Here is a 24,948-nt window from a genome sequence, read left to right as displayed (position 1 = left end):
ATAAGCTACACGCAATGGTACGATTTTAAGGGCCCCGCGCGAAAGAAAACCGCGGGCTCTTTTTTTGTAACTTATTTATTTAGAAAGTTTAAGTTTTGGGAAGGCAGTCCTTTTGAGCGTTAGCAGCAGCCCGCCCTCCGTTCGCTCCCTGTTCGCTCTCCGCCAAAATGAGCGTGTATTCCACTTAGCGATGTTTTTCATCGCTAAAGTGAGTGTTCAAGGTCAATACGTCACGTTAATGATGATTTTCATCGTTAAAAGAGGGAGGATGGCATCTCAGGATGGTTAAAAGGGATTTTAACGATGTACTTCATCGTTAAAGTAAGGATATGGAGAGAAGCCAGTGCTTTTAACGATGAAAAACATCGTTAAAGCAGCAGCTCCTTCTCAGTTGCGCGTGCTCTTCATCCCCAGCGGCTGGAGTTAACATCCCTTCCCTCCGCAATGCTCCCACGTCACGAACACGCTCATCAAAGGACGCCGCAAGACGTTTTCTTATGATGGTGCAGCACAGCTTTATGGCGGTAAAGTGATATAATATTAAAATAGCTGAGAATCATGGAATCTGAATCTGTAAGGAAGTCCTTAATGAAGTCCAAATGTGTTCATTGTAGTCACTATCCCTCTCGGTCAGGAAAGAGACGCTTGCTGGCTGTCCGTTTGAGCTTGGTGTTCATGCATTGTAGCTGAGAGAGGGAAGGGTTGTGGATGGAAGAGCAGTAGTGTCCGCCTTTAAAGATTTGTTCCACCTCTGCATCCATCCATTCAAGGGAACAAATCTTTAACAGCGGCTGGAGCCCACAGCCCCAATGTTGTCAGGTTAAGCAACTTCTCAGGCGATACGCCGAGCAACCCGAGCAACGGCACGCGGAGAGCGGACGGATTTCTAACGGACAATTTTGCACCTTAGACGCGTTTTTTTCATCCGTCGCCCATCCTAACGGACATTAGCGACTCTTAACCCGCTCAACAAGGGGAAATTACGCTCCGTTAGGGCTGTTAGAGGCGCTAATGTCCGTTAGAATTCCAGCTGGGCTTTTGTGGTGCGCCAAGGAGCGCTGGTGTCCGTTACAGTTACTGGCTTCCCATTCGCGTCCGCTGCCCCTCGTTAACCTGACAACATTGGCCCACAGCCTCCCCTCCCGCAACGCTCCCAAGTTTCGATCACGCATCCTAAAGGACACCGCAAGGGACTGTTGACAAAAGCCGATTTTGCGAAAAATGACTTTTATATACCCAGTGTTTATGCGGGTTCTCAAATGTCAATTTCGTCAAAAAGATATTTTGTCAACAGTCCCGCAACGCATTTTTCTCAATAATGAGCAAAAAAAATCAAACCCAGCCTCTATCCAGGTGCTATTCTTAAATCAGGACCTTGTACAAGGAGAATTTACAAATGAAGGATAAGGAACACGGCAGCTTAGTGAAGAGGGCCATCGACTACATCGAGAACAATATCAAGCAGAAGGTCGGGCTTCAAGACATTGCGAAGCATGTGATCATTTCTAAATTCCATTTTCACCGTATGTTTAGCGTTGCTGTCGGAACGTCCATTGCCGATTATATCCGCAAAAGGAGGTTGACCAGAGCCGCACTAGAGCTGGTGCAAACCAATAAACGCATTCTTGATATTGCCATCGACTATCATTTTCAATCGCAAGAGGCATTTACGAGAGCTTTTAAAAAGATGTTTCATCTGACGCCTGGCCAGTATAGAGACTATTCCAAGCTAACAAAAATGGGAGGAAATCAAATGCAAAGCAAATCAGTTCCTTATGGATGGACGATTACCGGAGATAGCCCTAATGAATACGAAACAGCTGTTGACAACCAAGAGGTCCATCAAGGGCGTGCATCCGGATATTTAGGTTCAAAAGGCGAAAAGGGCGGGGGCTTTGCCACACTTATGCAAATGTTTGATGCTAGTGCATACAGAGGCCAGAGATTGAAGCTGACCGCGTTCGTGAAATCCAATCAAGTTGAGGGTTGGGCGGGACTGTGGATGAGGATTGACGGCAATGAAGGAGAAATGCTGAAGTTTGATAATATGCAAAACAGAGCGATTACCGGAACGAACAATTGGAATCAATATTTTGTTGTATTAGATATACCTGTTAAGAGTCACGCGATTGCCTTCGGTGTGCTGCTGGCAGGGAAGGGCAAGGTTTGGGTAGATAATTTTCGTTTCGAGGTTGTGGACGATAAGGTGCCTACAACGGATCAGCAAGCTGATGAAGGACTGCCTGCCCAACCTGTTAACCTTAACTTTGAAGAAAAGCAGTAAATATTTTTTGTAGACCCCGCTCAAAGCTATTGCAAAATAAAAAAGGCCATGGTAAAATAAGTCCAGCTCATAAATGACTAAATGAACATTTTGGTCAGTTGGTATTTCGGAGGTGGTAAAATGGCCGTTGACCGCCGTAAGCTTATTGTTGAAGCGGCATCGAAGTCGTTTGCATTATTTGGCTATAAAGCAACAACGATGGACCAGGTAGCAAAGATCGCTAACGTTGGCAAAGGGACGATTTATACTTTTTTTGCGAATAAGGAGCAATTATTTCAGGAAATAATGAATAATCTCATTCATGAAATGAAAATGGTTGCTGAAGAAGTTGTAGATCCGAACCTGCGGTTTTTCGATAATCTGAATAGAGTGCTGGATAAGCTGCTGGATTTTCGTGAAGAGCATGAATTGGCGATTAAGCTCTCTCAAGAGGTCAGGGAAATCAATACGCAAATGGCGCTTGAGGGAGTTCAACAAATTGAGAAGGCTGTAGTCGGTTATATTCAACAACAAGTGAAGAAGGCCGTGGACAAAGGCGAGATTAAGCCGTGTAATCCGGAAATCACTGCATTTGTGATGATGAAGCTATTCATAGCATTAACCTCGGACTGGAAAAAAACACATGAACCGCTAGAAAAAAGTCAAGTCGCTGAGATGCTGCAGTTTTATTTACAGGAAGGATTGGCTCCGTAATAAGACGGATGCCTTTTTTTACACAATAAAATGACTAAATGACCGAAGTGGTCAATTGGACAAAAAGAGACAAAGTGGGAGTGGAAATAATGAATAAATTTCTAAAGCAATTTGGCAGTGAGCTGTCATCGATCGGTCGAAACCGCAAAATACTCATCTCGGTTATTGCCGTGTTGTTGGTACCTGTTCTTTACACCGCGATGTTTCTTGGAGCGTTCTGGGATCCTTATGACCGGCTGCAGGATTTACCAGTAGCTATTGTGAACGCGGATAAGGGTACCGAATTTAATGGAACGGAGCTGCACATTGGCGATGATTTTGTGGAGAAGCTCAAAGATAACCCGCAGTTTGATTGGGCATTTGTCACGAAAGAAGAGGCAGCTGCCGGGATGGAAAACAATACGTACTATATGACTATTGAAATACCGGATGATTTCTCGGAGAAAACGACGACACTTACTTCTGATCATCCTACTGCGGCGCATTTCACCTTTCTTCCGAATGAAAGCTTCAACTTTCTGGCTTCCCAGATCGGAAACACCGCAGTTGAGAAGATGAATGCTTCTTTGAATAAGGAAATAACTGAAGTATATGCCCGGACAGTATTTGAGCAGGTGGAGCAGATGGTCGATGGTATCGGAAAAGCTAGCGATGGTGCCGGCAAATTGGCGGATGGCACGACCAAAGCTAAGGAAGGCGCCATTCAGATCGAGCAAAACTTAAGCAAGCTAGTAAACGGCACCTTGACGTTAAAGGATGGAGTTTCCAAGCTGCAGGCGGGTGGTGAGCGGCTGAATCAAGGAGGAGCTGCGTTAAGCGGCGGAGCAGGTAAATTAGCCGATGGACTCACCCGGCTCTACGAAGCTCAGCAGCAGCTTGGTGCTGGTAGCGAGGCACTTGGCACTGGTGCTGATTCTCTACGCACAGGTTCAGCAAGCTTAAGCGGCGGGCTGTCCCAGCTTGCTCAAGGAAGCGGAACGCTTGTGAGCAGCCTGGAGCAGGCCGAGCAAGCGTCCAAGCAATTGGCCGCGGGACTTGATCAATCCGGGGCTGGTTCAGCCCAGCTGGAGGAAAGCGCCGCGCAGCTGGCGAAGGGGCTTGAGAAGCTTGCTGAGCAAAAGCCGGAGCTTGCGCAGAATGCGGAATTCCAAAGCCTGATGGCAGGGAGCAAGCAGTTGGCTGGAGGGCTAACCGGGGCTAGAACAGCTCAGGAGAAATTGGGCAATGGTGCCGACCAGCTAAATGAAGGTCTGGTTCAGTTGAAGACAGGGCTGTCAACATTCGATAGTAAATTGAAAGAAGCATCTGCTGGCGGGCAAAAGCTTGCAGCTGGCGGACAGCAGCTAGCTGATGGAGCTAGTAAATGGAACGAAGGCTTAAACCATTTTGCGAGCAAGCTGGAGGAAGCTAAAAAAGGAAGTGTAGAGCTAGCTGCCGGAGCGAAGGAGCTGACAGGAGGCGCCTCTGAATTAAATCAAGGCTTGATCCAGCTTAAGACGAGTGTAAATCCGTTCGTCGATGGATCTGTCCAGTTAAAAGATGGAGCCCAGCAAATGACTTCAGGACTGCTTCAGCTGGACGATGGCACGCATGAGCTGGCTGGCAAGCTGAGCGAAGCGACGGCCAAGACGTCTGAGCTTCACGCTTCTGACTCGATGTACGACATGTTTGCGAATCCGGTGCAACCGGAGGTTCAGAAGGTGAACGAAGTGCCTAACTACGGTACGGGGTTTGCTCCTTATTTCTTATCACTTGGCTTGTACGTCGGGGCCCTGGTTCTGACGATCGTGTACTCCGTACGCGAGCCTGCTGTTCGCCCGACAAGCGGTCTGAACTGGTTCTGGAGCAAAGCATTGACACTTGCAGCAGCCGGAATCATTCAAGCTTTAATCGCTGATGTGGCCCTTTTATGGATATTAGATTTAGAAGTTAAAAGCATCCCGCTGTTCATGCTGTTCTCTATCATTACAAGTATCACGTTCATGATGCTGATCCAGTTTCTCGTTACGACACTGCAAAATCCTGGACGGTTCATCGCTATCGTTATCCTGATTTTTCAATTGACCAGCTCGGCAGGCACATTCCCATTGGAGCTGATCCCGAATTGGCTGCAGAAAGTAACCCCTTGGCTTCCTATGACGTATTCGGTTGCGGGATTGAAAGATGTGATTTCCAGTGGTGATTACACTTCCATGTGGAAACATGCAGCTATTCTAGGTCTATTCACGATCATATTTGCGGCAATCACGCTGGTCTACTTTGTCAGGCTGCACAGCAAGAGCAAGCCGCAGCAGCTTGAGCTTGAGGTATCCGCGGCGCAATAAGCGTAATCAGCAAAGTGAAAAAAGCAATGAACCAAAAACCAACCCGGCTGATTGAAGTCATCAGATAGGGTTGGTTTTTTTGTTTTAGATCTGTTTGAAGTTACGGTGCCCATGCACGCCTTATTTCAAGGTATAAGGAAGTTCAAAAGTCCACAATTCAGTACCGTTTGCTTCCAGCTTACTATCTACACCAAAATCGTTGTCGTTGACAATGGCAAGCTTGTTGCCATTAACAAGCGCTAAGCCTTCGATTTTCTCATAAGGGTAGCCGAATGCCTGAGCATCGAGAATGGTGCGCTTAGAAGGGGGCATAATACCTGCAGCCCTCAGATCCGCTATCGTCATTTGCTCGAGTGTTTTTCCAGCTGCTTTGGTGTCGTACTTACCAAGAATATTCGTTGCATCGGATAGGTCGATAGCGAAAATCCGTTTCAGTTGTGCTTTGTCACCAGCTTCTTTATCGCGCTCGTCAATCAGCAGGGTGTTCTCGTTAACTGCAACCATTTCAGAAATAACAATGTCCGCTTGTTTCAAATCTTTATACTGGTTTACGTCCTCTGCTACATACGCATATTCGGCAACTGCTTTCAGCGTTGCAAGATCGAACTTCAGAATACGCAGTTGGCGGGAGTTATCCATGGATTTATCCGGATTCCGCAGCGCGCTTTGCATAGCCATATACATATACTTGCCATCAGGCGTAATGGCCAGTGCTTCAGCACCACGATTCTGGCGACGGTCCAGATAAACAGCTGGTATCGTCTCCTTCAGTGGAACTAGAGGGGATTCAAGCATAGCCGCCATCCCTTGAGGAACGATACGCTCGATCAAGGTGCCATCCATTTTCACATGAACGATGCTGGGGCCGTATTCTTCAGAAATCCAGAATGTTTTGTCGTTAGGGTTGTAGGCCAAGCCTTCTATATCGAGACCGTAAGGATCGTATTGGAGTAGTTTTTCGGCTGTACCATCATAGGGCACTTCATCACGAGAAGCGACATTCGGCAGGCCTGTGATATTGGCTGTACCGGATACAGGATCTATACCATTCACTTTCAACGGGAATTGGTCTAAAATCTTGATTTCACCAGCGGTAATTTCAATTTTATATATGGAAGGTGTATAGCCTGGAAGTGGGAACGTGCGGCGCTTCTCTCCATTAACGGTTGGCTCTCCATTCGGGCCGCGGTCAGCTGTAGTGTAGAACACATTATCCGGATCTCCCGGCAAGTGCGTTAGAGAGGAGCCGATACCCATTTTGAGCCCTTCAGCCAAATCAGGTGCTTTTAAGAGATACTTGCCAGTCAGCTTAGGCTTATCCGTCAAAGCAACGCTGCTGCGTAACTCATCCCAATCCACATATTTGCCTGTGGCTTCACTAAAAGCACGAAGTGGCAAGTAGAGACTACCATCCGAATTTATGGCCGGAGCCTGCAGAGTTACAGCCTGTCCATTGTTCGAGTATTTAACCTCGTCTGCTGTTGTACCATTCTTAACAGTTGCGGACACGATGCTGGTGCCAGCCGTAAGCGTAAGAGCAGCGATAGTAGTGATTAGCCATTTTTTCTTCATCAATTTAGTAGTCCCCTTCTACATACAAGTTATGTCACTAAAGGAAGTATATCGAAGATTTATTTTCGCTAAATTAGCGGCAAGTGAAGATTTTGTAAATTCAACGATTCTTAACAAATAGAAACCTCAAAGAAGCAGAGACGTAGTACTAATTATTACTTTATGAGAATTTGTGAGGAGGAGCTCCAATGAAATGTCCCATTTGTGATGATGTGAGAATGAGAGAAGTGGAGAAGAACGGAGTGCACATTGATGTTTGCCCCGATTGCAAAGGCGTTTGGCTGGACCGGGGAGAGCTGGATAAATTAATGACAGATGTGCGTGAAGTGCGCCAAGAGTATAATGAATGGCATCAGAAAGACAGAGACGACTATAGGGAAGAATATAGGGACAGGGACAGGGACAGGGATGGGAAATATCCGGATAAAAATCAAACGTACCCCACGAATCCCACATCTTCAGGGCATCGCGACTATGATTACAAAAACCATAAACCTAAAAAGAAAAATTCAGTTCTTGATGTACTGAGTGATTTATTTTAAATAGTAGAAATACAAAGAAAAAAGGAGCTCATCCACAGAAAATGGAGAGCTCTTTATCTTTCACTTAACGATGATTTTCATCGTTAAAGTAGCAGATTTCCTTCTCAGATAATTCATCCGCAGCGCTTCGTCCGCTAGGAGGCTCCTCCAACCAAGAGAAAAACCTTGCTGGCAGTCCGTTTGAGCTTCGTGTTCGTGCGATTCGTGCGATTATAGCAGAAAGAGGGAAGGGCTGTGGGTGGAAGAGCGGTAGCGTCCGCATTTAAAGATTTGTTCCAACCTTTTATATTCCATTCAGGGAACAAATCTTTAACAGCGGCTGGAGTCCACAGTCCTTCCCTCCCTCCATGCACTATCGTCACGAAGACGCTCCTCAAAGGACGCCGCAAGGGACTTTCCTCAATTACTTTTCTGCTTTGGCTGGCGTTTTGAATTTGGCTCTGATATCCGCGTAGCCCTCCATCATTTCAGAACCACTATTTTCGTTGTTAAAGGCCATAGCCAATTTTCCTTCGATAATCATGATCATCAATTCTTTGCCCTCATCCGCTTGAATGAGTATGACCTCTGCCTTCTCGCCATCGGTATCATAGTTAACAGATTCCATAACAAGCGGATTTACGTAGGTGCTGTCTCCTTGATCCGCTGGTCCGCCGCCCAACGCTGCCGCCATTTCAAAAACCGGCTGAATCTCGGGAACGACATGATCTTTAACAAATTTATCTTTGGCTTCTTTATCCTCGCCATTCAGGAAGACATTGACGTATTCCAGCGCTAATTCCTCATTTTTGCTCAGCTTTGATTTACCCTTGGCGTTATTGTCTTTAGACTGTTCTGGCTTTTCAGTTTCTTTAACTTCAGGGGAAGGTGAGGTCGAAGCGGAGGGAGATTCGGTAACATTTGTTTCCGGGGAGGCTGACGGAGTAGTGGTGGCACCTGTTTCCTTAGTTGATGGGGTACTGCACCCTGCAATAATCACGATGAGAGCTATCCAAAGAAATAATGATTTTTTCATATTGTAACACTCCTATTCTTTTTGACCAGTAGATTGTGGTAATGCAATTCTTTGCATATTTTACCGATTACTAGTTTATCAGAGGCGGGTACATATTACTATAGTAAAAAGGTCGCTGATAGTAGATATAGTGCTCGAAAAGGCCTATTTTTGCATAAAAATGCTCCTTATGAAACCTACACTACACTCTTTATAATGATAGTTTTTTTCAAAACCGGATTTCACTTTGGTAGCTGCGCTCTTGCGGCTATGATTATATCGCCGATTTTTAATTCCAGTGTATGGATTTTTTGCTTATATCCGTTGACTTGACGTGAATGGGTTACGAGACTTGTCAGGGAATTTAACGAGCTTGTTGCATTGCTTTTTTTGATAGCTTGGTTAAAGTTTTTCCATTCGGTGGATATATTTTTTTTGGGAACAGTGATCTTGCTTCGTTCGGCTTTGATTTGTACATGGATTGGATCGGTCTCAGCCAGCATTCCGCGAAGGCGTTTGATCGTTTTGGCGGTGCTGTCTTTGGCTGATTTTAACGCACTCTCTTTTGCTTTTATATCCTGCCTGGCTAGTTGAACCGCGATTTTTATACTAGTTGCCTGGGCTTGCAGGAAGGTATTCAGATTTTTGTTTTTTAGAGACTTGGCGGTCTTAATTTGTTGATTAATAGAGGTGCTGAGGGCAAATAAGGGCTTGTAGCGTTCACGTGTCTGATTGACCTGGATCTCGAGCTTGCTCAGCTTCTCCGCATCAATTAGTTTGATTTGTTTGCGCAGCAGGATGATGGCCTCTTCGTTCTTGTAATGAATGGCCTTAATTTTATCATCCCAACTCCGATCCTGCGTCTGCAAGGTGATAAGCTCGCTATACAGTGTGTTAATTTTACTAGCCGTCGCGCTGTTTGCGGCGGCTGTCGTTTTGTCGAGGGCTGTTTTGACCGCTGCCGTAAATTCGATTGCAGCAGCCGTTGGCACGAAAGCAGTCACCATGAGCGTAAGCGAAAAAAGCAATACCACTATCCTTTTATCCATCTTCATCATGTTCCTCCTCCAAGCTTGTAGTCGGAATCTGCACAGCAAAAAAGCACCTGCAAGAAAGGCATTATTCGCCTATTCTTACGGGTGCTTCCATCGTAAGTGGTACAGATTCGATTATTTTTGTCTACTATACCCCACATCTTTGGAGGTGTCAATAGTTGTAAAGTGTGAACCAAAGCAAACGAGTTAATTATTGATGATATTTTAAAAATGTTGTTAAATAATGGTTGAATCTATTTTTGAGGGCTAGAAACCCTTGGATAAATATGTATTGAACGTATAGTCCATGTACTTAGCTATAATATTCATTCCTTCACTAATCGTAATGTGGTATCTTGAGGTTGTTATTTACGAAAATTAGCGGCCTTATGAGGTCTGGAGGTATTTATTATGAAGTTGGGACTAAGTTCTTACAGTTTATATCAGGCGATAGCAGATGGAAGATTGACCATTGTAGATGCTGTGAAATGGGTTGCCGAGCATGGTGGAGAACATATTGAAATCGTGCCAGCAGGATATGATTTAATTGAAACCCCAGAATTGATTGGGCAGATCCGGGATGCTGCCGAACAGGCGGGCATAGAGCTTTCCGGATACTTAATCGGAGCGAATTTCCTGCAGGATGGAGCGGAGGCTCAGCAGCAGGAGATTGATCGGGTCAAGCTGCATGTGGATATCGCGTCAAAGCTGGGTGTACGTAATATGCGTTTTGACGTTGCGTATGCGGCAATTGATGAAGACCGCTCACTGAGCCGCTTTGAGTCGGATTTACCTGTGTTGACGGCAGGATGCCGTGCAGTGGCTGATTATGCCGCACAGTTCGGCATTATGACCAGTGTTGAGAATCACGGCTACTATATTCAGGCGAGCGAACGGGTAAACCGTCTGGTAAAAGTGGTGGACCGCGAGAATTTCCGCACGACTCTTGATGTAGGCAACTTCTGGTGTGCCGATGAAGATCCTCTGCTTGGCGTTAAGCGTAATGTAGAAATTGCTTCGTTCGTTCACTTTAAGGACTTCTACCGCCGTCTTTCCAGCAAGCAGCCAGGTGAAGGCTGGTTCCCAAGTGCAGGCGGCTATTGGCTGCGCGGCGCAATCTGCGGTTACGGCGACCTTGATCTTGCGGCGACGGTTCGCGTGCTGAAGGAAGCTGGATATGATGGTCATTTGTCAATTGAGTTTGAAGGACAAGAAGACTGCTTGCTTGCTTCCCGTATTAACCTGGCGAATGTGCGCCGGCTGTGGGAAGAAGCGTAAATACCGGCTAAGTTCAAAAGACACCTTGCGGCGTCCTTTGATGGTACTTGTTCGAGATTTGGGCGCGTGGGGAGGGAAGGGCTGTGGGTTCAGGGCAGCTCTTCCCTCTTTCAGCTATAAAGGTCAGAACAAGCCCTTCCCAACAGACAGCCAGCGGGCGTCTGTTTCCTGACCGAAAGGGATAGTGATCACAAAGGAAATTTGTAATTTTTACAATTAACACAATCCAAACATTTTAACCCTATACTCCTTTATCAAGAAGGACCCGTCTTTCCTCCACCTTTAACAAAAAAACTACCCGTAAATAGTAAAATACCAACAAGAGCAGCTGTACCTTCAACACTGCGAAAATCCCCATCTCGAAAAAGCCGAATTAGAAACGAACCTCCCATAATGATCATTGATGACATGCCTATGGAAAATAAGACTCTTTTCAAAAGGGCCACCATCTTTTCTTAACAAGTTTATTTGCATTGATGCCAGTACAGCTATTTTGACCTGCGTCCCGCATTTTGTCCACCTCCCACAAGTAAACGTCCTCCAGACAATCGGAGTTGTTCGTTAGTCGAAAATATTAATTCCATAAGTAAGTAATTAATTTCATTCAGAATCAAATTTTCCAATATACTTCATACCCAAAGCAGAACCAATTTCTAAACCGTCTATTTTTAAATTTTCATTTACAACCAAATCAAGAATAGCATTAACTGTAGCGGAGCTAGTAAAAATAATTCCGACGTATCAGCATTGGACGGAAAAACAGCTTTTAAGATTATAGGAGCTACTAATGGAAGGGATATTCAATGGTCTTGGAATAAAAACCAAATTGTTCCCTGTGGAACTTACGATCTCTACGCGGTAGTTAAAATTAAATATGCCGATGACTTGAATTACGACGCGAACCAACAATCAATACGCTTATATCTGGCCAGCAGATAATTCATCAAACGTGTTTGCGGTGTATGTAGATAAAATTTATTTTGTAAAACAGTAAGCAGAGAAAGAGAATCAATTGAGTTATCCTGCCCGTTAGCTTTGATATATGCGTGCCAAGTTCCAGTCTGAAATGCTTGTGAAAGATAGGGTTATAGAATGATTCCAACCGCATTGTTCCAATGAAAACGGCAGACACCCGCCTGAATGGTAGGATGTCTGCCGTTTCCTGTTGACTTATAGTTAGATCAGTTCTGATTTTTGCAGCAGTTTTTGAATGATCACGGCGACCTCAGCCCTTGTCATAGATGCTTTGGGGGCTAGGATGCTGCTGCTTCTGCCGGATACGATACCTGCTTCGATACATTCGGCGATACTGATCTTCGCCCATTGGGCAACGGTGTCAGCATCTTGATAGGGCTTGAGCTTCTCCTCCGGTGTCTTAGACTCGAGCTTCGCTTTCAAGTTGGTGATCGACATCGCTCTGGCAATTACAGTCATTGCTTGTTCGCGAGTGATGCGGTCATTTGGCCGGAAAGTTCCGTCTTCGAGTCCATTCATCAAGCCGTAAGAGACAGCTGCACGAACGACGCTTGCATACCAATCCGTCGATTTCACATCGGAGAATGCCGATGTACTATTGTCCGGCTTGATTCCCAAACCGCGAACAACGATTGCGGCAAATTCGGCCCGCGTAATCTCTCGGTTGGGATCGAACAGCTGATCGCCGATTCCGTTAATGATCATGCGCGAACCGACGTCTTGAATGGCTGCTTCTGCCCAATGATTCGGCGTATCGCGGAATACAATCGAATTTTTGATCAGTGCGTACGTGCTGTTGGTCAAACTGCTTACTTTCGCATAGTATTTACCGTCAATGCGCACGATTGTGGTCGGAACATGACGCGCTGCTCCGTCTGCTTCAACAACGATAGCCGTCGTGACGTTGTCGGGGTCAACATTATCCGGAATGACGATCATACGCTCCACATACCTATTGAAGTTCGTAACTTCATACGTCGTATCCCCATAACTGTATTTGACGGTAAAATTGATCGGCGGAACGACGATTTCGAATAGTCCTTGGTTCGCTGCACTTTCAATCAGTCGGGTCATGTCGGCTGTTGAAGCGGCGATTTCTATCTGAATCCAGATGTCTTTCAGGGAAACCGATTGGCCTAACTGAGCTGCTATCGCATCCATGCCGATTTGCTGCGCAGACAACGTATACGTTCCGCGCTCGGTTTGGATCTCTATAGTCGCTTGTTTGTTCTCCAGATGCTTAATCGATTTACCATTGAGTTTAACAATCACCGCACCGGCATTAGCTTGTACCGGAATCGTTACTTTTATCTGTTGATCTTCCGAAGCAAGCTTGCTTTCCAGTTTGTCCTGATCGACAACTACCGTGATAACGGTTTGACCATTCTGGTTCGCGGTCGTTGCCGTTCCCAATCTTTCCGATTTGCCGTTAACGCTGATCTCTATCTCGTTGTTAGACGTTTCCGGTTTCGTCTGTTCCGTCGTTGTAGTATTTCCTGAGCCGGATACGGCATTGATCGTCACTTTCGCGATGCTGCTGACGGCCGTTGCGGTCGTATTGCCCGTTGCGCTGTCATCCGTATTCGTTAAGATCACATAGTAGTACTTGACTCCAGAGCTTGCTGTCGGTACTTGATATGATGCTTGAATCGCTCCATCAATGGCTGTGCCGCCATCTGTGCTATTAGACGAGTTGCTGTACCACTGATAGCTTAGCGTTCCTTGACTAACACTGGCGTTTACCGTCAACGTAACGCTGGCTCCATTGTTTACCGTTCGATCTTGCGGCTGTGTCGTGATTGCAGGCGTTTCAGCATGCGTCAAGATCGGAGGGGTATCTTGCTGCAAATAAATCGTATGGAACTGATCGGCGCGCCAAGGCTGGCTTCCCGCCCAACCGATAAACACCGAATGACCGTGATAATTCCGGAAGAAATGACCCAGCAAGTTTTTTGTTTCATTAGGGTTGACGCCGATCATGTCGAAAGGAATGGCTTGCACCACGTTCCAGCGATCTTGATCAATTGCGGCATTGCTCTCGATGCCCAGCTTCGATTGAAACGCCGGACTCGACTGAGGCTCCAAATGATAGATCAAATTCTTGGCGAGCGGATTCGTCATATAGCCATAATAAGCGCTTGCGTTATCTTTCGCGATGAAGGTTTCGACTGAATCGTCTCCCCCGCTCTTCCACCAGCCGTTGACAATTTCATTGCTGATCTTCACTTTATCTGTCATGATTTCGCTATCTATATTCTCATAACCGACATATAAGTAATCCTCGTCCCACAGCAAATACACATGGGTGTCAACCGGAGGAGGCGTACGCTGACTCATCACAAGGAAATCAGAAAATGGTTCGGCATCCGTCCAAGGACCGGAAGCGAAATCGAGCGAGTTTAAGATGTCCTGCTTGCTTGCCGAAGTTTTAACCGCCATTGCGCTGTATTCCTTATAGCTGATCTGTTCCAAGAAGGAATTCAACTCTTTAGCTACGTCGGCAACCCCGGGATTGTTATTTAAATACTGAAGCAAAGCGTCGATCATCTTGAATTGAATGCCATCCCACTTCGCCGCGTCTAAATAATCCGACATTTCCAAGATGGGATCGCCTCTGAACGACTCGCGTAGCTCTATGCGTTTCTTTGCATACGCATAGCTGTTCTTGATGAACGCTAGATCGTGCCAAGCTTCATCTTCATCGGCCGGCACTGCAGCCGAAGTTCTCGGAAAGGAAAGCGCCGTTGCTTCATAGTATTCGAACGACAGCATCATCAGCTCCGCTCGAACCTTTTGCTTTCCTGCAGTTGCCTTATCGACTGCCTGTTCCATCAATGCGCGCGCCGTTGTTAGTTCTTCCTCCGTTACGTCTCCAAGATAACGATAGTCGTGAAAAGGTAGGAAATTTGTCCTGACATCCTGATTCGCCCAATCCAAATACCAATCTGTCTCGAAAATGCGTTGGGTCCAGAAATTTTCCCAGATGGCGTAGTATTCAGCCATATAAGGAGCAGCATCCTCGCCCACGGCTCTCACGAACCATTCGTGCATCAACTCGTCTACATCTTGATTTGGATCCCATTGCAGCTTGGCCATAACCCAAGGTTTCGGACCTTCTCCTCCGAAGTTAGGGAACAGCTCCCCGACATGTCCGATGACTTTGTTATTGCTCGCGTATTGATACACATCTGCCATCGTATGCATATAGATTCGAGGCACATGATATAAGGAGCCGTAAATATAATCGTAAAATCCGATATTGGATGCGACCGCCGTCCAAGCTTCGGTTAAGGCATGATCCGCCGCCTTCGCATCGTCATCTCCCCATATCATGCGATCAACCGTAATATACGGAACGACATTCTCATGCAAGGTGAACCCTGTCGGAGGATCAATAACGTTCAAATAGGCGAGCAGCCCGAAATATTTATCCGAAAACTTCCCGTTATCGTATTCCGTAACGCCTTCCGCCACTTTGTTGACCCAAGCGTAGTAAATATTGGACATATCGACTCGGCCCATTGAGTTAGTCTTATTTGGATAATTTGGATGATTCGGATTTGCCTCGCAATAGTTAATGCTGTCGTTCGTCCCGAGCGAATAGGAGATCGCTTTCGGATTATTCTCGAAGTATTGTACGATGCGGTCCACCGCTGCTGATGCAGTGGCATCGTTGAAACAAGGCTGCCATTCATAAGGATGCGTTGGCAGTACTCCGCCTGGATAATATTCTGGATGGTCGCTGAATACGTTAGGATCAAACAACGTACTTAAGTTATGATGGAAGCTCAAGCTGTCATGCATGCCATTGCGTCGAGCCCATTCGGCATAAATATGCAGGCCATATGATTCGTCCGTGCCGAAGAAATGACGCGCGATAACCGCCGGCTCGTCTTGAATAAGTCCCACTGGCACAGTAATCGTGCGTTGCTGGACTACATCATCGCCATCAGGACCCGGCAGGAGCCAGACAGCGCCCGCAAACTGTTCCAAGAAGCGATAGACGCCGAATTCCGTTCCCCACTCCATAGGCCCGATAATCGTAATTGATGAGTTTTGCGTATCGATGATAAAACCATCATCCTTCATCGGATCAAGCAGATCCCGATGACGAGCCTCCATGCTGTAGCCTACATTGATGCGAGCGACTCCGTTCGGGTCTGTCAACGCCCAATCGCGGGACATCACGGGCAGTTTGGCACCTGTCGATCGTTCGATATAATTTTGCAAGGTAAGCGCTGCCTTAACTATTTGCTGATCTGCTTGTTCGGGATAAACAATGACGGCATGGACCGTGCCGTTATCCACAATCGTTACGGACTCCGTTTCGTTTTCTTCATATTTTACGGCGATAATCCGGTCTACGTACAAATTTTCGATGAAAGCGCCTTCCGTATTGAAATACAAATATTGCGCCTCTGCTTGTGGATCGGCATCATAAATCCAAGGTACTTCGACGTAATGATACTCGCCGTCGGACAGAGGCGCTCGGCTGATCGGCGTTCCGATTGACTCAGAAGGATAGATGCCGACTTGGAATGCCTTTGTGCCAGACGTTAATCCCGTCTCGGTGCGAACATTGGCATACAGCTTCCATTTCCCCGCGGAAGGCAATGCCAGTGCGGGCAGCCTAATCGCCTGGATGTTCGTATTTCCGGACAGCTTAACTGCACTTTGATTCCATGTGTTCGCGTCACTGACGACTTCAGCCGGATCTGCCAGTTGGAATTGATCCTCCTCCATGTTTACCCAATCGTTCTCGGGCACGCCGTTAAGAAAATCCGGTTTTTCTACAGGCACTTCAGGCTCAAATTTGACAGCGATAATCTGATCTACATACAGGTTGTTAATTGTAGCGCCTTGAGTAGAGAACCAAATCGATTGGAACTCCTCATTTGAATTATATTCATATATCCATGGGAATTGGATGTAATGATACTCCTCATCCGTAGAGGCCGTAAGATTCATTTGTCTCGACTGTGGATTCGACGAAGATATTCCGTAGTTTAATAACGGATCTCCAATTTGCGACGTTCCGCGTTCAATCCGTACATTGGCATAAATTTTCCACTGGCCTTCAGTAGGCAGCGCTGATCTCGGCACCTGTATGACCCGATCTTCAATATTACCGGCTATTCGTACAGACTTTTGATTCGCGGCCTCCTGATCAACGATAATTTCTGCTGGACTATCAATAACAAATTGATCCTCTTCTATTTTCAGCCAATTACTTTTCGGCACACCGGCCAAAAAATCCGGAAGCTGTTCTTCTGGTGTATGTTTGACTGCAATTATATGATCCACATACAAGTTTTCAATTGAAGTGCCGTCCGTAGAAAACCACACGTATTGATAGGCTAGATTCGGATCAAATTCATATAGCCATGGGAATTCAACATAATGATATTCCTCATCCTCATAGGATGAAAATTTCATCGATGCCTTATACACATCGGGAGGATATATTATCCCATAGTTAAATGCATTGCCTGCGTTTGCTGATCCACGATCAATCCGCATATGCGCATAAATTTTCCACTGGCCTTCCTTAGGGAGGTTAGCTCTATGTAGCTGTATCGCCCAATCTATTTTATTTCCGGCTAGTTGCGCAGCCTTCTGATTCGTTGCCTTCGTGTCATCGACAATTATCGCTGGATCATAGAGAATTAATTCATCCTCTTCGAACTTCACCCAGTCGCTCTCAGGCACGTCAACCAGGAAATCCGGAAGCTCTTCCGGTTCTTCAGACGCTTTTTTGACCAAAATTATTTGATCCACATATAAATTGGCTGCTAAACTCGCCAAGAAATAATATTGAACGTTCTTATTTGGATCAAATTCATAGATCCACGGGAATTTCACATAATGGTATTCCCCGTCTGAATAGGTAGAAAGACTTGAATTATTTATTTCTGAATGTACCTGACCATTTAGATCAATTGAAACATGACCAGTGGTAAATGCATCGCCATCCGTTGCCATGCCTGGATCTATGCGCACATTGGCGTAGATCTCCCACTGGCCTTCTTGAGGGAGGCTAGCTCTATGCAGCTGTATCGCCCAATCAACTTTATTGCCGGCTAGTTGCGCAGCCTTCTGATTCGTTGCCTTCGTGTCATCGACGATTACTGCAGGATCATAAAGAATGAATTCGTCCTCTTCAAACTTTACCCAATCGTTCTCAGGCACGCCAACCAGAAAATCGGGAATATCTGTAGACGCTCCAGAACTTTCAGCCTCGGGGGCTGCAAAAGCAAGGTTTTGAAACATGGATAGTACGAGAATAAAACAACATATGAATGAAATCGGCTTTTTCAACAAATCGTTCATCTCCTGTCTATCAGATTTATCGGAGCTTAAATTCATGAAAACGCTATCAATTTTGTTGTCATTTTAATAATGATAATTATAGCGTTATCCAAATAATCTCATCCCCTCCAGTTTTTATATTTTTTAATGATACAGTGTATATACTAACATGAAAATAAAATATAAATCAATATATATCTTATTTTTTATATTATATATAATAATTTTTATCGTGCAAATATTGAAGCACGGAGAGCCATGCAGTATAGGTAGCCATCGGAATAAGGGTAATCAGGCTAAAAGGGCATATACAGGCCACGCTTTTGCGGCAACAGCAGTGCTATTCGTATTCCGAATCAATTCCTGAAGCGTCTAAACCTGGAAGAGGGTGCGGAAATGGAGATCATGATGACGCCAGAAAACGATATTGTGCTTAGAATCGCAGAGAAACCCTTAGAGTCGAATGAGGAATTACGTGCCCATATGAAAATGGTTCTCTCAAAAATCAAGCCAGAGTCACCTCGACATGAAGAAATCAACCTCGGTATTGAAGGAGACGAAATCATTTGACGATCTTAGCTCGCGGCGACCTGGTTTGGCTGGACTTCGACCCCCAGGCTGGCCGCCGTCCCGCTATCATACTGTCTGAAGCAGATTTTAATGATCTGACGGGTTTTGCGTTTGTGTGTCCGATTACTAACCAAGCTAAGGGCTACGCCTTTGAAATACCGCTGCCAGAGGGACTTCCATTTACTGGCGTGGTCCTAACGGACCAGTTGAAAAGTTTGGAGGTGGAAAAGCGAAAAATCAAAGTTGTTGGAAGCGTTCCCATCGATTCCGATTTTATGAAAGGAATTCTTCGTAATACGCGATCCATCTTAGCATGAGAGAAAAACGCCTTGAGCTCTGTCCTTTGAAGTGGGTGTTCGTGGTTCAGCAGCTTATGAGTAATCACAATGTAGAGATAATTCTCAAGCAATATGAGGATACAATCAAGCAGGCACAAAAAGAGCCCTTACGATGTAAGGGTTCTTTTGCAGGTTGTTAAACCCTGCTAATCGGAGCCAGTAAGGAGGAAATCATCATTATTTTTGCAATCTGCAAATAAGTATATGTAATAGGCATGTAAGGTAAAAAAGTGACTTCTTCTGTTTCGGTTTTGACGTGTTTTTTTCTGGTAATCTTTTAAGATAGAACTATCGTGTGCTCTCTCCCTTACGCCTGACGAATGCTGAAGGAGAATGGATGCGAATAAGATGCTTGAGATGATTTTCAGGAGGCATAAACAAAGTGAAAATTTATTTGATGACTGATATGGAAGGCGTATGCGGGGTTGCCAGTCATGACATATGGGTTACTCCGGAGGGCAGGTATTATGAAGCAGGCAAAGAACTGCTGACGCGGGAGATTAATGCCGCTGTTGAGGGATTTTTTGCTGCGGGGGCCGATGAAATCGTCGTAATTGACGGGCACGGTTACGGCGGGATCAACCAGCTGCTGCTGGACAATCGCGTCAGCTACGTAAGAGGAGCGCTGCCGGGTCCGTACCCTTTTATGCTGGACGAGACTTATGATGCGATTGCCTGGGTGGGGCAGCATGCCAAGGCCGGGGCTGAATATGCACATCTTGCCCATACCGGCTGGTTCAATGTGCTCGATTATCAAATCAATGGCACTTCGGTAGGAGAGTTTGGGCAATTTGCGATGTTAGGCGCCTTTCTGGGTGTAAGATCGATTTTTGGAGCCGGGGATGAAGCTTTTGTGAAGGAAGCATCCGCCCTTGTGCCGGGCATTGAAACCGTCAGTGTGAAAAAAGGCTTGATGCCGGGCAGCGGCGATGAATATGATTGTGAGGGATATCGGGAACGGAACAATGGAGCGATACATATACATCCTGAGAAAGCCAGACTCCTGATCCGGGAGGGTGCAGAGAAAGCACTGCGGAGATTTATTCAAAGCCCTGAGCAGTTCACTCTTCTTGATGTCAAGGCTCCCTTTACGAAGGAAGTCCGTTACCGCAGCGATGGGAGAACACCAGCACATACGAAGATTTGTGAGCATCCCGACGATATTATTACATTATTAAATATGTAGGATGGAAAGTAGGGTCAAGCGATGAAGCTGTTATTAGGTACGGCAAAGGTAGATATCACCCCGGAAAACCCGATCCCGCTGGCTGGCTATAGCAGCCGCAAGGGTCCATATGAAGGAGTCCGCACTCCTATTTATGCGAGAATTGCTCTTTTTGAACAGTGGGAAGGGGAGGAAAAGAAGCAAAGGCTGCTCGTGGTGTCAGCGGACTTGTTGTGGTGGGGACCAGAGCAGATGCCGCGTATTCGCAGCAAATTGGCAGCAGAGTGGGGACTAAGGGCGGAGCATGTCATTCTGAGTGCGTCCCATAGTCATTCCGGACCGCAAACCTCCCATCGCTTTCCGCAGACTGGGCTTTGTGACGACGCTTACTTGAAAGGGCTTGAGCATAAGCTGCTCACTGGCGTGAGAACAGCAGCATCTAATGTTGAGCCAGTGACAGTTGAACGGGGGAACGGTGAATGCCAAATCGGCATTCACCGCCGGAAAATGGTTGACGGGCAAATCGTGATGCTGCCTAACCCGGAGGGACCTAACGACCAGGAAGTGACGGTTATTCGTTTCAAGGATGCCAGCAGCGGCACGAAAGCACTCTTCGTTCACTTTACATGTCATCCGACTGTGACCCCCGACAACTATTTATCAGCTGAATATTGCGGAGCAGCGATGAGGAGTGTGGAGTCGGCGTTAGGAGATGAGGCTCCGGCATTATTCCTGCAGGGCTGCACAGGCGATGTTCGCCCTGCTCTAATCAATGACGAGGGAAGATTTTTCGGCGGAAGCGTGAAAGAAGTGAATGAGCGGGCCGATTTGCTGGCTGAGGCTGTTTTTGAAGTGCTGAACAGGCCGCTGGAGCAGCTTGAGCCCTGTGCATTAGCCGGAGAAAGAATATTGCTGCCGCTGGATTTAGCGCACTTGCCTACCCGGGAGGAGCTGGAAAGCTTGCAAAGAACGGGCGAGGAAGGTACAAGGAAATGGGCTCAGCAGATGCTTGAGCAGCCGGAGCTTGTCACGGCTTCGATTCCGCTCGACATCGTCCGGCTGGATATAGCTGAGGGGCTATCCCTTTTGGCGATGAACGGTGAAATGGTTATGGAGTATGGTCTGTTTACCAAGGAGCAATCCGGAGGAGCTGTTCTTCCGTTAGGTTACAGCAATGGGATGGTTGGCTACGTTTCCACTGCCCAGCAGCTTGTTGAGGGTGGATATGAAGCCACGGGTTCTTATTATTATTTTGGCAAGTCTTCTTATTTCGCTCCATCTACGGAATCCAAAATTAAGGACAGTATAAACCTGTTGGTACAGGGAGAGAAGAGAGGCGCTACTCACAAATGATTATTGATTCCCACAATCACCCCAACTACCTCAACATGACTTGCGAGAAAATTCTCGAAAATATGAAAGCCTGCAATATTGACCGGACCTGGCTGCTCACACTGGAGACTCCCGAATTTGAATATTCACCGGAGTATCACCGCCTGACCTGGGGCAACGAGTCCGGTCCGATTCCCTTCACCAATTGCCTGGCCTGTGTAGAGAAGCACCCGGATAAATTCGTGCTGGGGTATGCCCCCGATCCACGTAAGCCGTATGCGATCAAGAAGCTGGAAGCAGCAATCGAGTCCTATGGAGTACGTGTATATGGTGAGGTTATGCTGCGGATGATGTACGATAATCCGGATGCTGTAAGCATGTTCCGTTATTGCGGAACAAGAGGGCTGCCAGTTATCGTCGAGGTCAATTATGGTATCGGCGAAGGAGGTCCATATGCAACTCCAGGCTACTGGTATGGAGGTGGCATTGATGCTTTCGAACGGGCGATCAAGCAATGCGGGGATACGGTGTTCCTGGGACATGGTCCTGGCTTCTGGGCACATATTTCCGGCGATGAGCTTTATAAGGAGCAGTCGTATCCGAAGGGTCCTGTCCTTCCAGGAGGCAAAGTAACGGAGCTGATGCGTAATTATGAGAACCTGTACTGCGACTTGTCCGCAGGCTCGGGCTTAAATGCTTTGAAGCGGGATGCGGCATTCAGTAAAGAGTTTATTTTGGAATTCCAGGATCGTATTCTGTATGGCAGAGATGACTGGGATAATAATTTGCAAGGCTTTCTTAACTCCCTGGAGCTTCCGGCAGATGTGCTGGATAAAGTGTACGCAGGCAATTCACTGAGGCTTGTACCTCTTTGATCTTTGATCTTTGATGTTGATGTTTAATGTTGATGCTGCCATGCTGCTGTTTGCCAAGCCTCTAAATGATGTATACAACCGGGTCAGTCGTACGAAAGATGAGATCGATAGTGTCCAAAAAATACAGTTTGAAGAAGGAGCGAACTATTATGAGACATGGCGATATTTCAAGCAGTAACGACACGGTAGGGGTAGCGGTGGTCAACTACAAAATGCCCCGTTTGCACACAAGGGAAGAGGTTCTCGATAATTGCCACCGGATTAAGGATATGGTAGTCGGCATGAAGAAGGGTCTTCCAGGGATGAATTTGGTCATTTTCCCGGAATACAGCACGATGGGCATTATGTATGATGAGCAGGAAATGTATGATACGGCTGCTGCTATTCCCGGAGAGGAAACGGCGATTTTCTCGGCAGCCTGCATCGAAGCGAATACATGGGGTGTATTTTCCATTACCGGGGAACGGCATGCCGAGCATCCTAATAAAGCGCCTTACAACACGCTCATTCTAATCAACAATAAAGGCCAAATTGTACAAAAATACCGCAAGTGTATTCCCTGGTGTCCAATCGAAGGCTGGTATCCAGGAGATACCACTTATGTTTCGGAAGGTCCCAAGGGCTTGATGATCAGCCTGATTGTGTGTGATGACGGAAATTATCCGGAAATTTGGCGGGATTGTGCGATGAAAGGCGCTGAATTGATCGTCAGATGCCAGGGATACATGTACCCTTCCAAAGAGCAGCAGATTATTATGGCCAAAGCTATGGCTTGGGCTAATAATTCCTATGTTGCCGTAGCCAATGCTACCGGCTTTGATGGCGTTTATTCTTATTTTGGCCATTCCGCCATTATCGGGTTTGATGGCAGGACGCTTGGGGAATGTGCAGAAGAAGACTATGGCATTCAATATGCGGAGCTCTCCGTCTCCCAGATTCGGGATGCCAGAAAGAACGGGCAATCGCAGAATCATCTGTTTAAGCTGCTGCACCGCGGCTACACTGGCTTAATCAACTCGGGAGAAGGAGACAGGGGCATCGCAGAATGTCCATTTGATTTCTACCGGACCTGGGTGCTGGATGCTGAGAAGGCGCGCGAGAATGTCGAGAAAATTACCCGCAGCACGGTAGGTACCGCAGAATGTGAGATCGAAGGCATCCCCCATGAGGGCAAAGAGATGGAGAGCGGCAAATAAGCACTAAATAATCCGGCTGGCGGGGGATGCACATGCCTTTTATCAACGACAAGCTGCGGGCTGTCCAGGACAATCATCGCGAGCGGGATGAAAGAGAGCGCAGGACGGCCGCCGCTTCGCGGTACAAATTTGACGTTCAAGATGTGATGGAGAAGCTGAGGGCTAGTATCTACGGACAAGAACGGGCGCTTGAAGCTATGGAGCATATGCTGATGGTAGTGAAGGCCGAGATTTCCGATCCGGAAAAGCCGCTCTACATAGGTTTATTCCTGGGGCCTACAGGTGTCGGGAAAACTGAAATCGTGAAAGTTCTGGCAGAGGCTATCTACGGAGACCGCAACCATTTCTGCCGGGTGGATATGAATACCTTATCACTGGAGCATTATGCAGCCGCTTTGACAGGCGCTCCTCCGGGCTATGTAGGGAGCAAGGAGGGCGCATCCGTGCTGGATAAAGAAAAGATCGAAGGCACCTACAGCCGCCCGGGTATTATTTTGTTCGATGAAATTGAAAAAGCCAGCCATCAGGTGATTCAGGCGCTGCTCAATGTTTTTGATAACGGGCTGATGAGGATGTCTTCGGGAAGCGATGTCATTGATTTCAAGAATACGATGATTTTTATGACAAGCAACCTGGGGGCGCGGGAAATATTCCAGTTTACGGATCGGCGTTTTTCCTACTTATTTCAAAGATTGACTCATTACATGCAGCCGAAAAATTGGGGAAATAGCAACATGGAGCCCCTGCTCGAAAAGCTGATGAAGAAAAAGCTGGAACGCACCTTTCCTCCGGAATATTTGAATCGTATGGATGATATGATCATTTTCGAGTGGCTGCGCAAGACTACTATGAACCGGATGATCGACAAGCTAATGCAGCAAATGTTGGTCAGGCTGGGCAAGCATCATTGTCAATTGCTTTTGCAGGAGTCGGCGGTCAGCTTTCTGATGGAGGAAGGCTATGATAAGCGTTACGGCGGGCGGGCGATGAAACGGGCACTGAGAAAATATGTGGAGGTTCCTCTGGCGGATAGGCTGATTCGCAGACCGGACAAGGAGCATGCTGTTACTTACAAGGTGGAAAGAAGGGGCGGTGAGTCCCGGCTTTCTTTTGTAGAAGTTTCAAATAATGATGATTTAAGTTGAATTAAGTAGAATTAAGTTGATCTAAACCGATCTAAATCGAGGTAATCAGGCTCATGTTCCGTTATGGAGCAAGGGCCTATTTTACGTTGTGGGAAGGTGTGGGAAAAGCACATATTTATATGTTGAAGTTAACTTGATTATCATATATAATTTCATTGTATTATATATAATGATAGTCGAGAAGACAATACATTTTATTTATTCCAGGAGGTTATTTCATGAGACTGATTAAACGGGCTGTGCACCTGGATTTTCATACGCTGCCCAATATTCCGGACTTTGGCGCCAACTTTGATGCCAAGCAATTTGCCCGCACGCTGAA

The 24,948-nt window shown here is 46.5% G+C and carries 17 protein-coding genes; 13 read left to right on the top strand and 4 right to left on the bottom strand.

From position 1 onward, the window contains the following. The first annotated feature begins 1,396 nt into the window (after positions 1-1,396). The 3 genes from J2Z66_RS27320 to J2Z66_RS27310 all read left to right on the top strand — a co-directional run bounded on the left by J2Z66_RS27320 (position 1,397) and on the right by J2Z66_RS27310 (position 5,301). The gene (locus tag J2Z66_RS27320) at positions 1,397-2,284 is read left to right on the top strand and encodes a helix-turn-helix transcriptional regulator (RefSeq protein WP_209975922.1); all 888 of its coding nucleotides are present in this window, start codon (positions 1,397-1,399) and stop codon (positions 2,282-2,284) included. A 120-nt stretch (positions 2,285-2,404) separates the two neighbouring features. Continuing rightward, entirely contained in the window at positions 2,405-2,977 is a 573-nt protein-coding gene (locus tag J2Z66_RS27315) for a TetR/AcrR family transcriptional regulator (protein WP_209975921.1), read from the top strand. Positions 2,978-3,066: 89 nt separating this feature from the next. Beyond that, complete coding sequence (locus J2Z66_RS27310) at positions 3,067-5,301, top strand: YhgE/Pip domain-containing protein (protein WP_209975920.1); 2,235 nt, start codon at positions 3,067-3,069, stop codon at positions 5,299-5,301. Between the two features lie 120 nt (positions 5,302-5,421). On the opposite strand, the gene J2Z66_RS27305 is transcribed toward J2Z66_RS27310, so the two are convergent. After that, a complete protein-coding gene (locus tag J2Z66_RS27305; RefSeq protein WP_209975919.1) occupies positions 5,422-6,873 on the bottom strand; it encodes an esterase-like activity of phytase family protein in 1,452 nt (483 codons plus the stop codon). 188 nt (positions 6,874-7,061) lie between these two features. Here J2Z66_RS27305 and J2Z66_RS27300 point away from each other — a divergent pair, with 188 nt between their 5' ends. Beyond that, positions 7,062-7,415 carry a TFIIB-type zinc ribbon-containing protein gene (locus J2Z66_RS27300; protein WP_209975918.1) on the top strand — a complete coding sequence of 118 codons (354 nt, stop codon included), beginning with the start codon at positions 7,062-7,064 and terminating at the stop codon, positions 7,413-7,415. A 403-nt stretch (positions 7,416-7,818) separates the two neighbouring features. Here the strand turns inward: J2Z66_RS27300 and J2Z66_RS27295 are convergent, their stop codons facing one another. Beyond that, positions 7,819-8,430 (bottom strand): hypothetical protein, encoded by a 612-nt coding sequence (locus J2Z66_RS27295; protein ID WP_209975917.1) that lies wholly within the window; start codon positions 8,428-8,430, stop codon positions 7,819-7,821. A 221-nt stretch (positions 8,431-8,651) separates the two neighbouring features. Beyond that, positions 8,652-9,458, bottom strand: a complete 807-nt coding sequence (locus tag J2Z66_RS27290; protein ID WP_209975916.1) for a hypothetical protein — start codon at positions 9,456-9,458, stop codon at positions 8,652-8,654. Between the two features lie 396 nt (positions 9,459-9,854). Here J2Z66_RS27290 and J2Z66_RS27285 point away from each other — a divergent pair, with 396 nt between their 5' ends. Continuing rightward, entirely contained in the window at positions 9,855-10,721 is an 867-nt protein-coding gene (locus tag J2Z66_RS27285; protein WP_209975915.1) for a sugar phosphate isomerase/epimerase family protein, read from the top strand. Positions 10,722-11,897: 1,176 nt separating this feature from the next. On the opposite strand, the gene J2Z66_RS27280 is transcribed toward J2Z66_RS27285, so the two are convergent. Further along, positions 11,898-18,017: a DUF4838 domain-containing protein gene (locus J2Z66_RS27280; protein ID WP_209975914.1), complete on the bottom strand. Its 6,120-nt coding sequence runs from the start codon at positions 18,015-18,017 to the stop codon at positions 11,898-11,900. 294 nt (positions 18,018-18,311) lie between these two features. Between J2Z66_RS27280 and J2Z66_RS27275 the strand changes: the two genes are divergently transcribed. The 8 genes from J2Z66_RS27275 to J2Z66_RS27240 all read left to right on the top strand — a co-directional run bounded on the left by J2Z66_RS27275 (position 18,312) and on the right by J2Z66_RS27240 (position 24,626). Next, a complete protein-coding gene (locus J2Z66_RS27275) occupies positions 18,312-18,575 on the top strand; it encodes an AbrB/MazE/SpoVT family DNA-binding domain-containing protein (RefSeq protein WP_209976041.1) in 264 nt (87 codons plus the stop codon). Next, positions 18,572-18,892, top strand: a complete 321-nt coding sequence (locus J2Z66_RS27270; RefSeq protein WP_209975913.1) for a type II toxin-antitoxin system PemK/MazF family toxin — start codon at positions 18,572-18,574, stop codon at positions 18,890-18,892. Before J2Z66_RS27275 ends, J2Z66_RS27270 begins: the two co-directional genes overlap by 4 nt. Before the next feature lie 403 nt (positions 18,893-19,295). Continuing rightward, positions 19,296-20,099 (top strand): M55 family metallopeptidase, encoded by an 804-nt coding sequence (locus J2Z66_RS27265; protein ID WP_209975912.1) that lies wholly within the window; start codon positions 19,296-19,298, stop codon positions 20,097-20,099. Positions 20,100-20,120: 21 nt separating this feature from the next. Further along, positions 20,121-21,431, top strand: a complete 1,311-nt coding sequence (locus J2Z66_RS27260; protein ID WP_209975911.1) for a neutral/alkaline non-lysosomal ceramidase N-terminal domain-containing protein — start codon at positions 20,121-20,123, stop codon at positions 21,429-21,431. Next, the gene (locus J2Z66_RS27255) at positions 21,428-22,285 is read left to right on the top strand and encodes an amidohydrolase family protein (RefSeq protein WP_209975910.1); all 858 of its coding nucleotides are present in this window, start codon (positions 21,428-21,430) and stop codon (positions 22,283-22,285) included. The genes J2Z66_RS27260 and J2Z66_RS27255 overlap by 4 nt, the downstream gene beginning before the upstream one ends. A 19-nt stretch (positions 22,286-22,304) precedes the next feature. Beyond that, positions 22,305-22,463 (top strand): hypothetical protein, encoded by a 159-nt coding sequence (locus tag J2Z66_RS27250; RefSeq protein WP_209975909.1) that lies wholly within the window; start codon positions 22,305-22,307, stop codon positions 22,461-22,463. Continuing rightward, positions 22,435-23,481 carry an aliphatic amidase gene (locus tag J2Z66_RS27245; RefSeq protein WP_209975908.1) on the top strand — a complete coding sequence of 349 codons (1,047 nt, stop codon included), beginning with the start codon at positions 22,435-22,437 and terminating at the stop codon, positions 23,479-23,481. The genes J2Z66_RS27250 and J2Z66_RS27245 overlap by 29 nt, the downstream gene beginning before the upstream one ends. Positions 23,482-23,513: 32 nt before the next feature. Beyond that, complete coding sequence (locus J2Z66_RS27240; RefSeq protein ID WP_245375877.1) at positions 23,514-24,626, top strand: AAA family ATPase; 1,113 nt, start codon at positions 23,514-23,516, stop codon at positions 24,624-24,626. The last annotated feature ends 322 nt before the right edge of the window (positions 24,627-24,948 follow it).

It is taken from the genome of Paenibacillus eucommiae, assembly GCF_017874215.1.
GTDB classification, from domain to species: Bacteria; Bacillota; Bacilli; order Paenibacillales; family NBRC-103111; genus Paenibacillus_AI; species Paenibacillus_AI eucommiae.
This window is presented reverse-complemented; position numbering and strand designations above follow the sequence as displayed.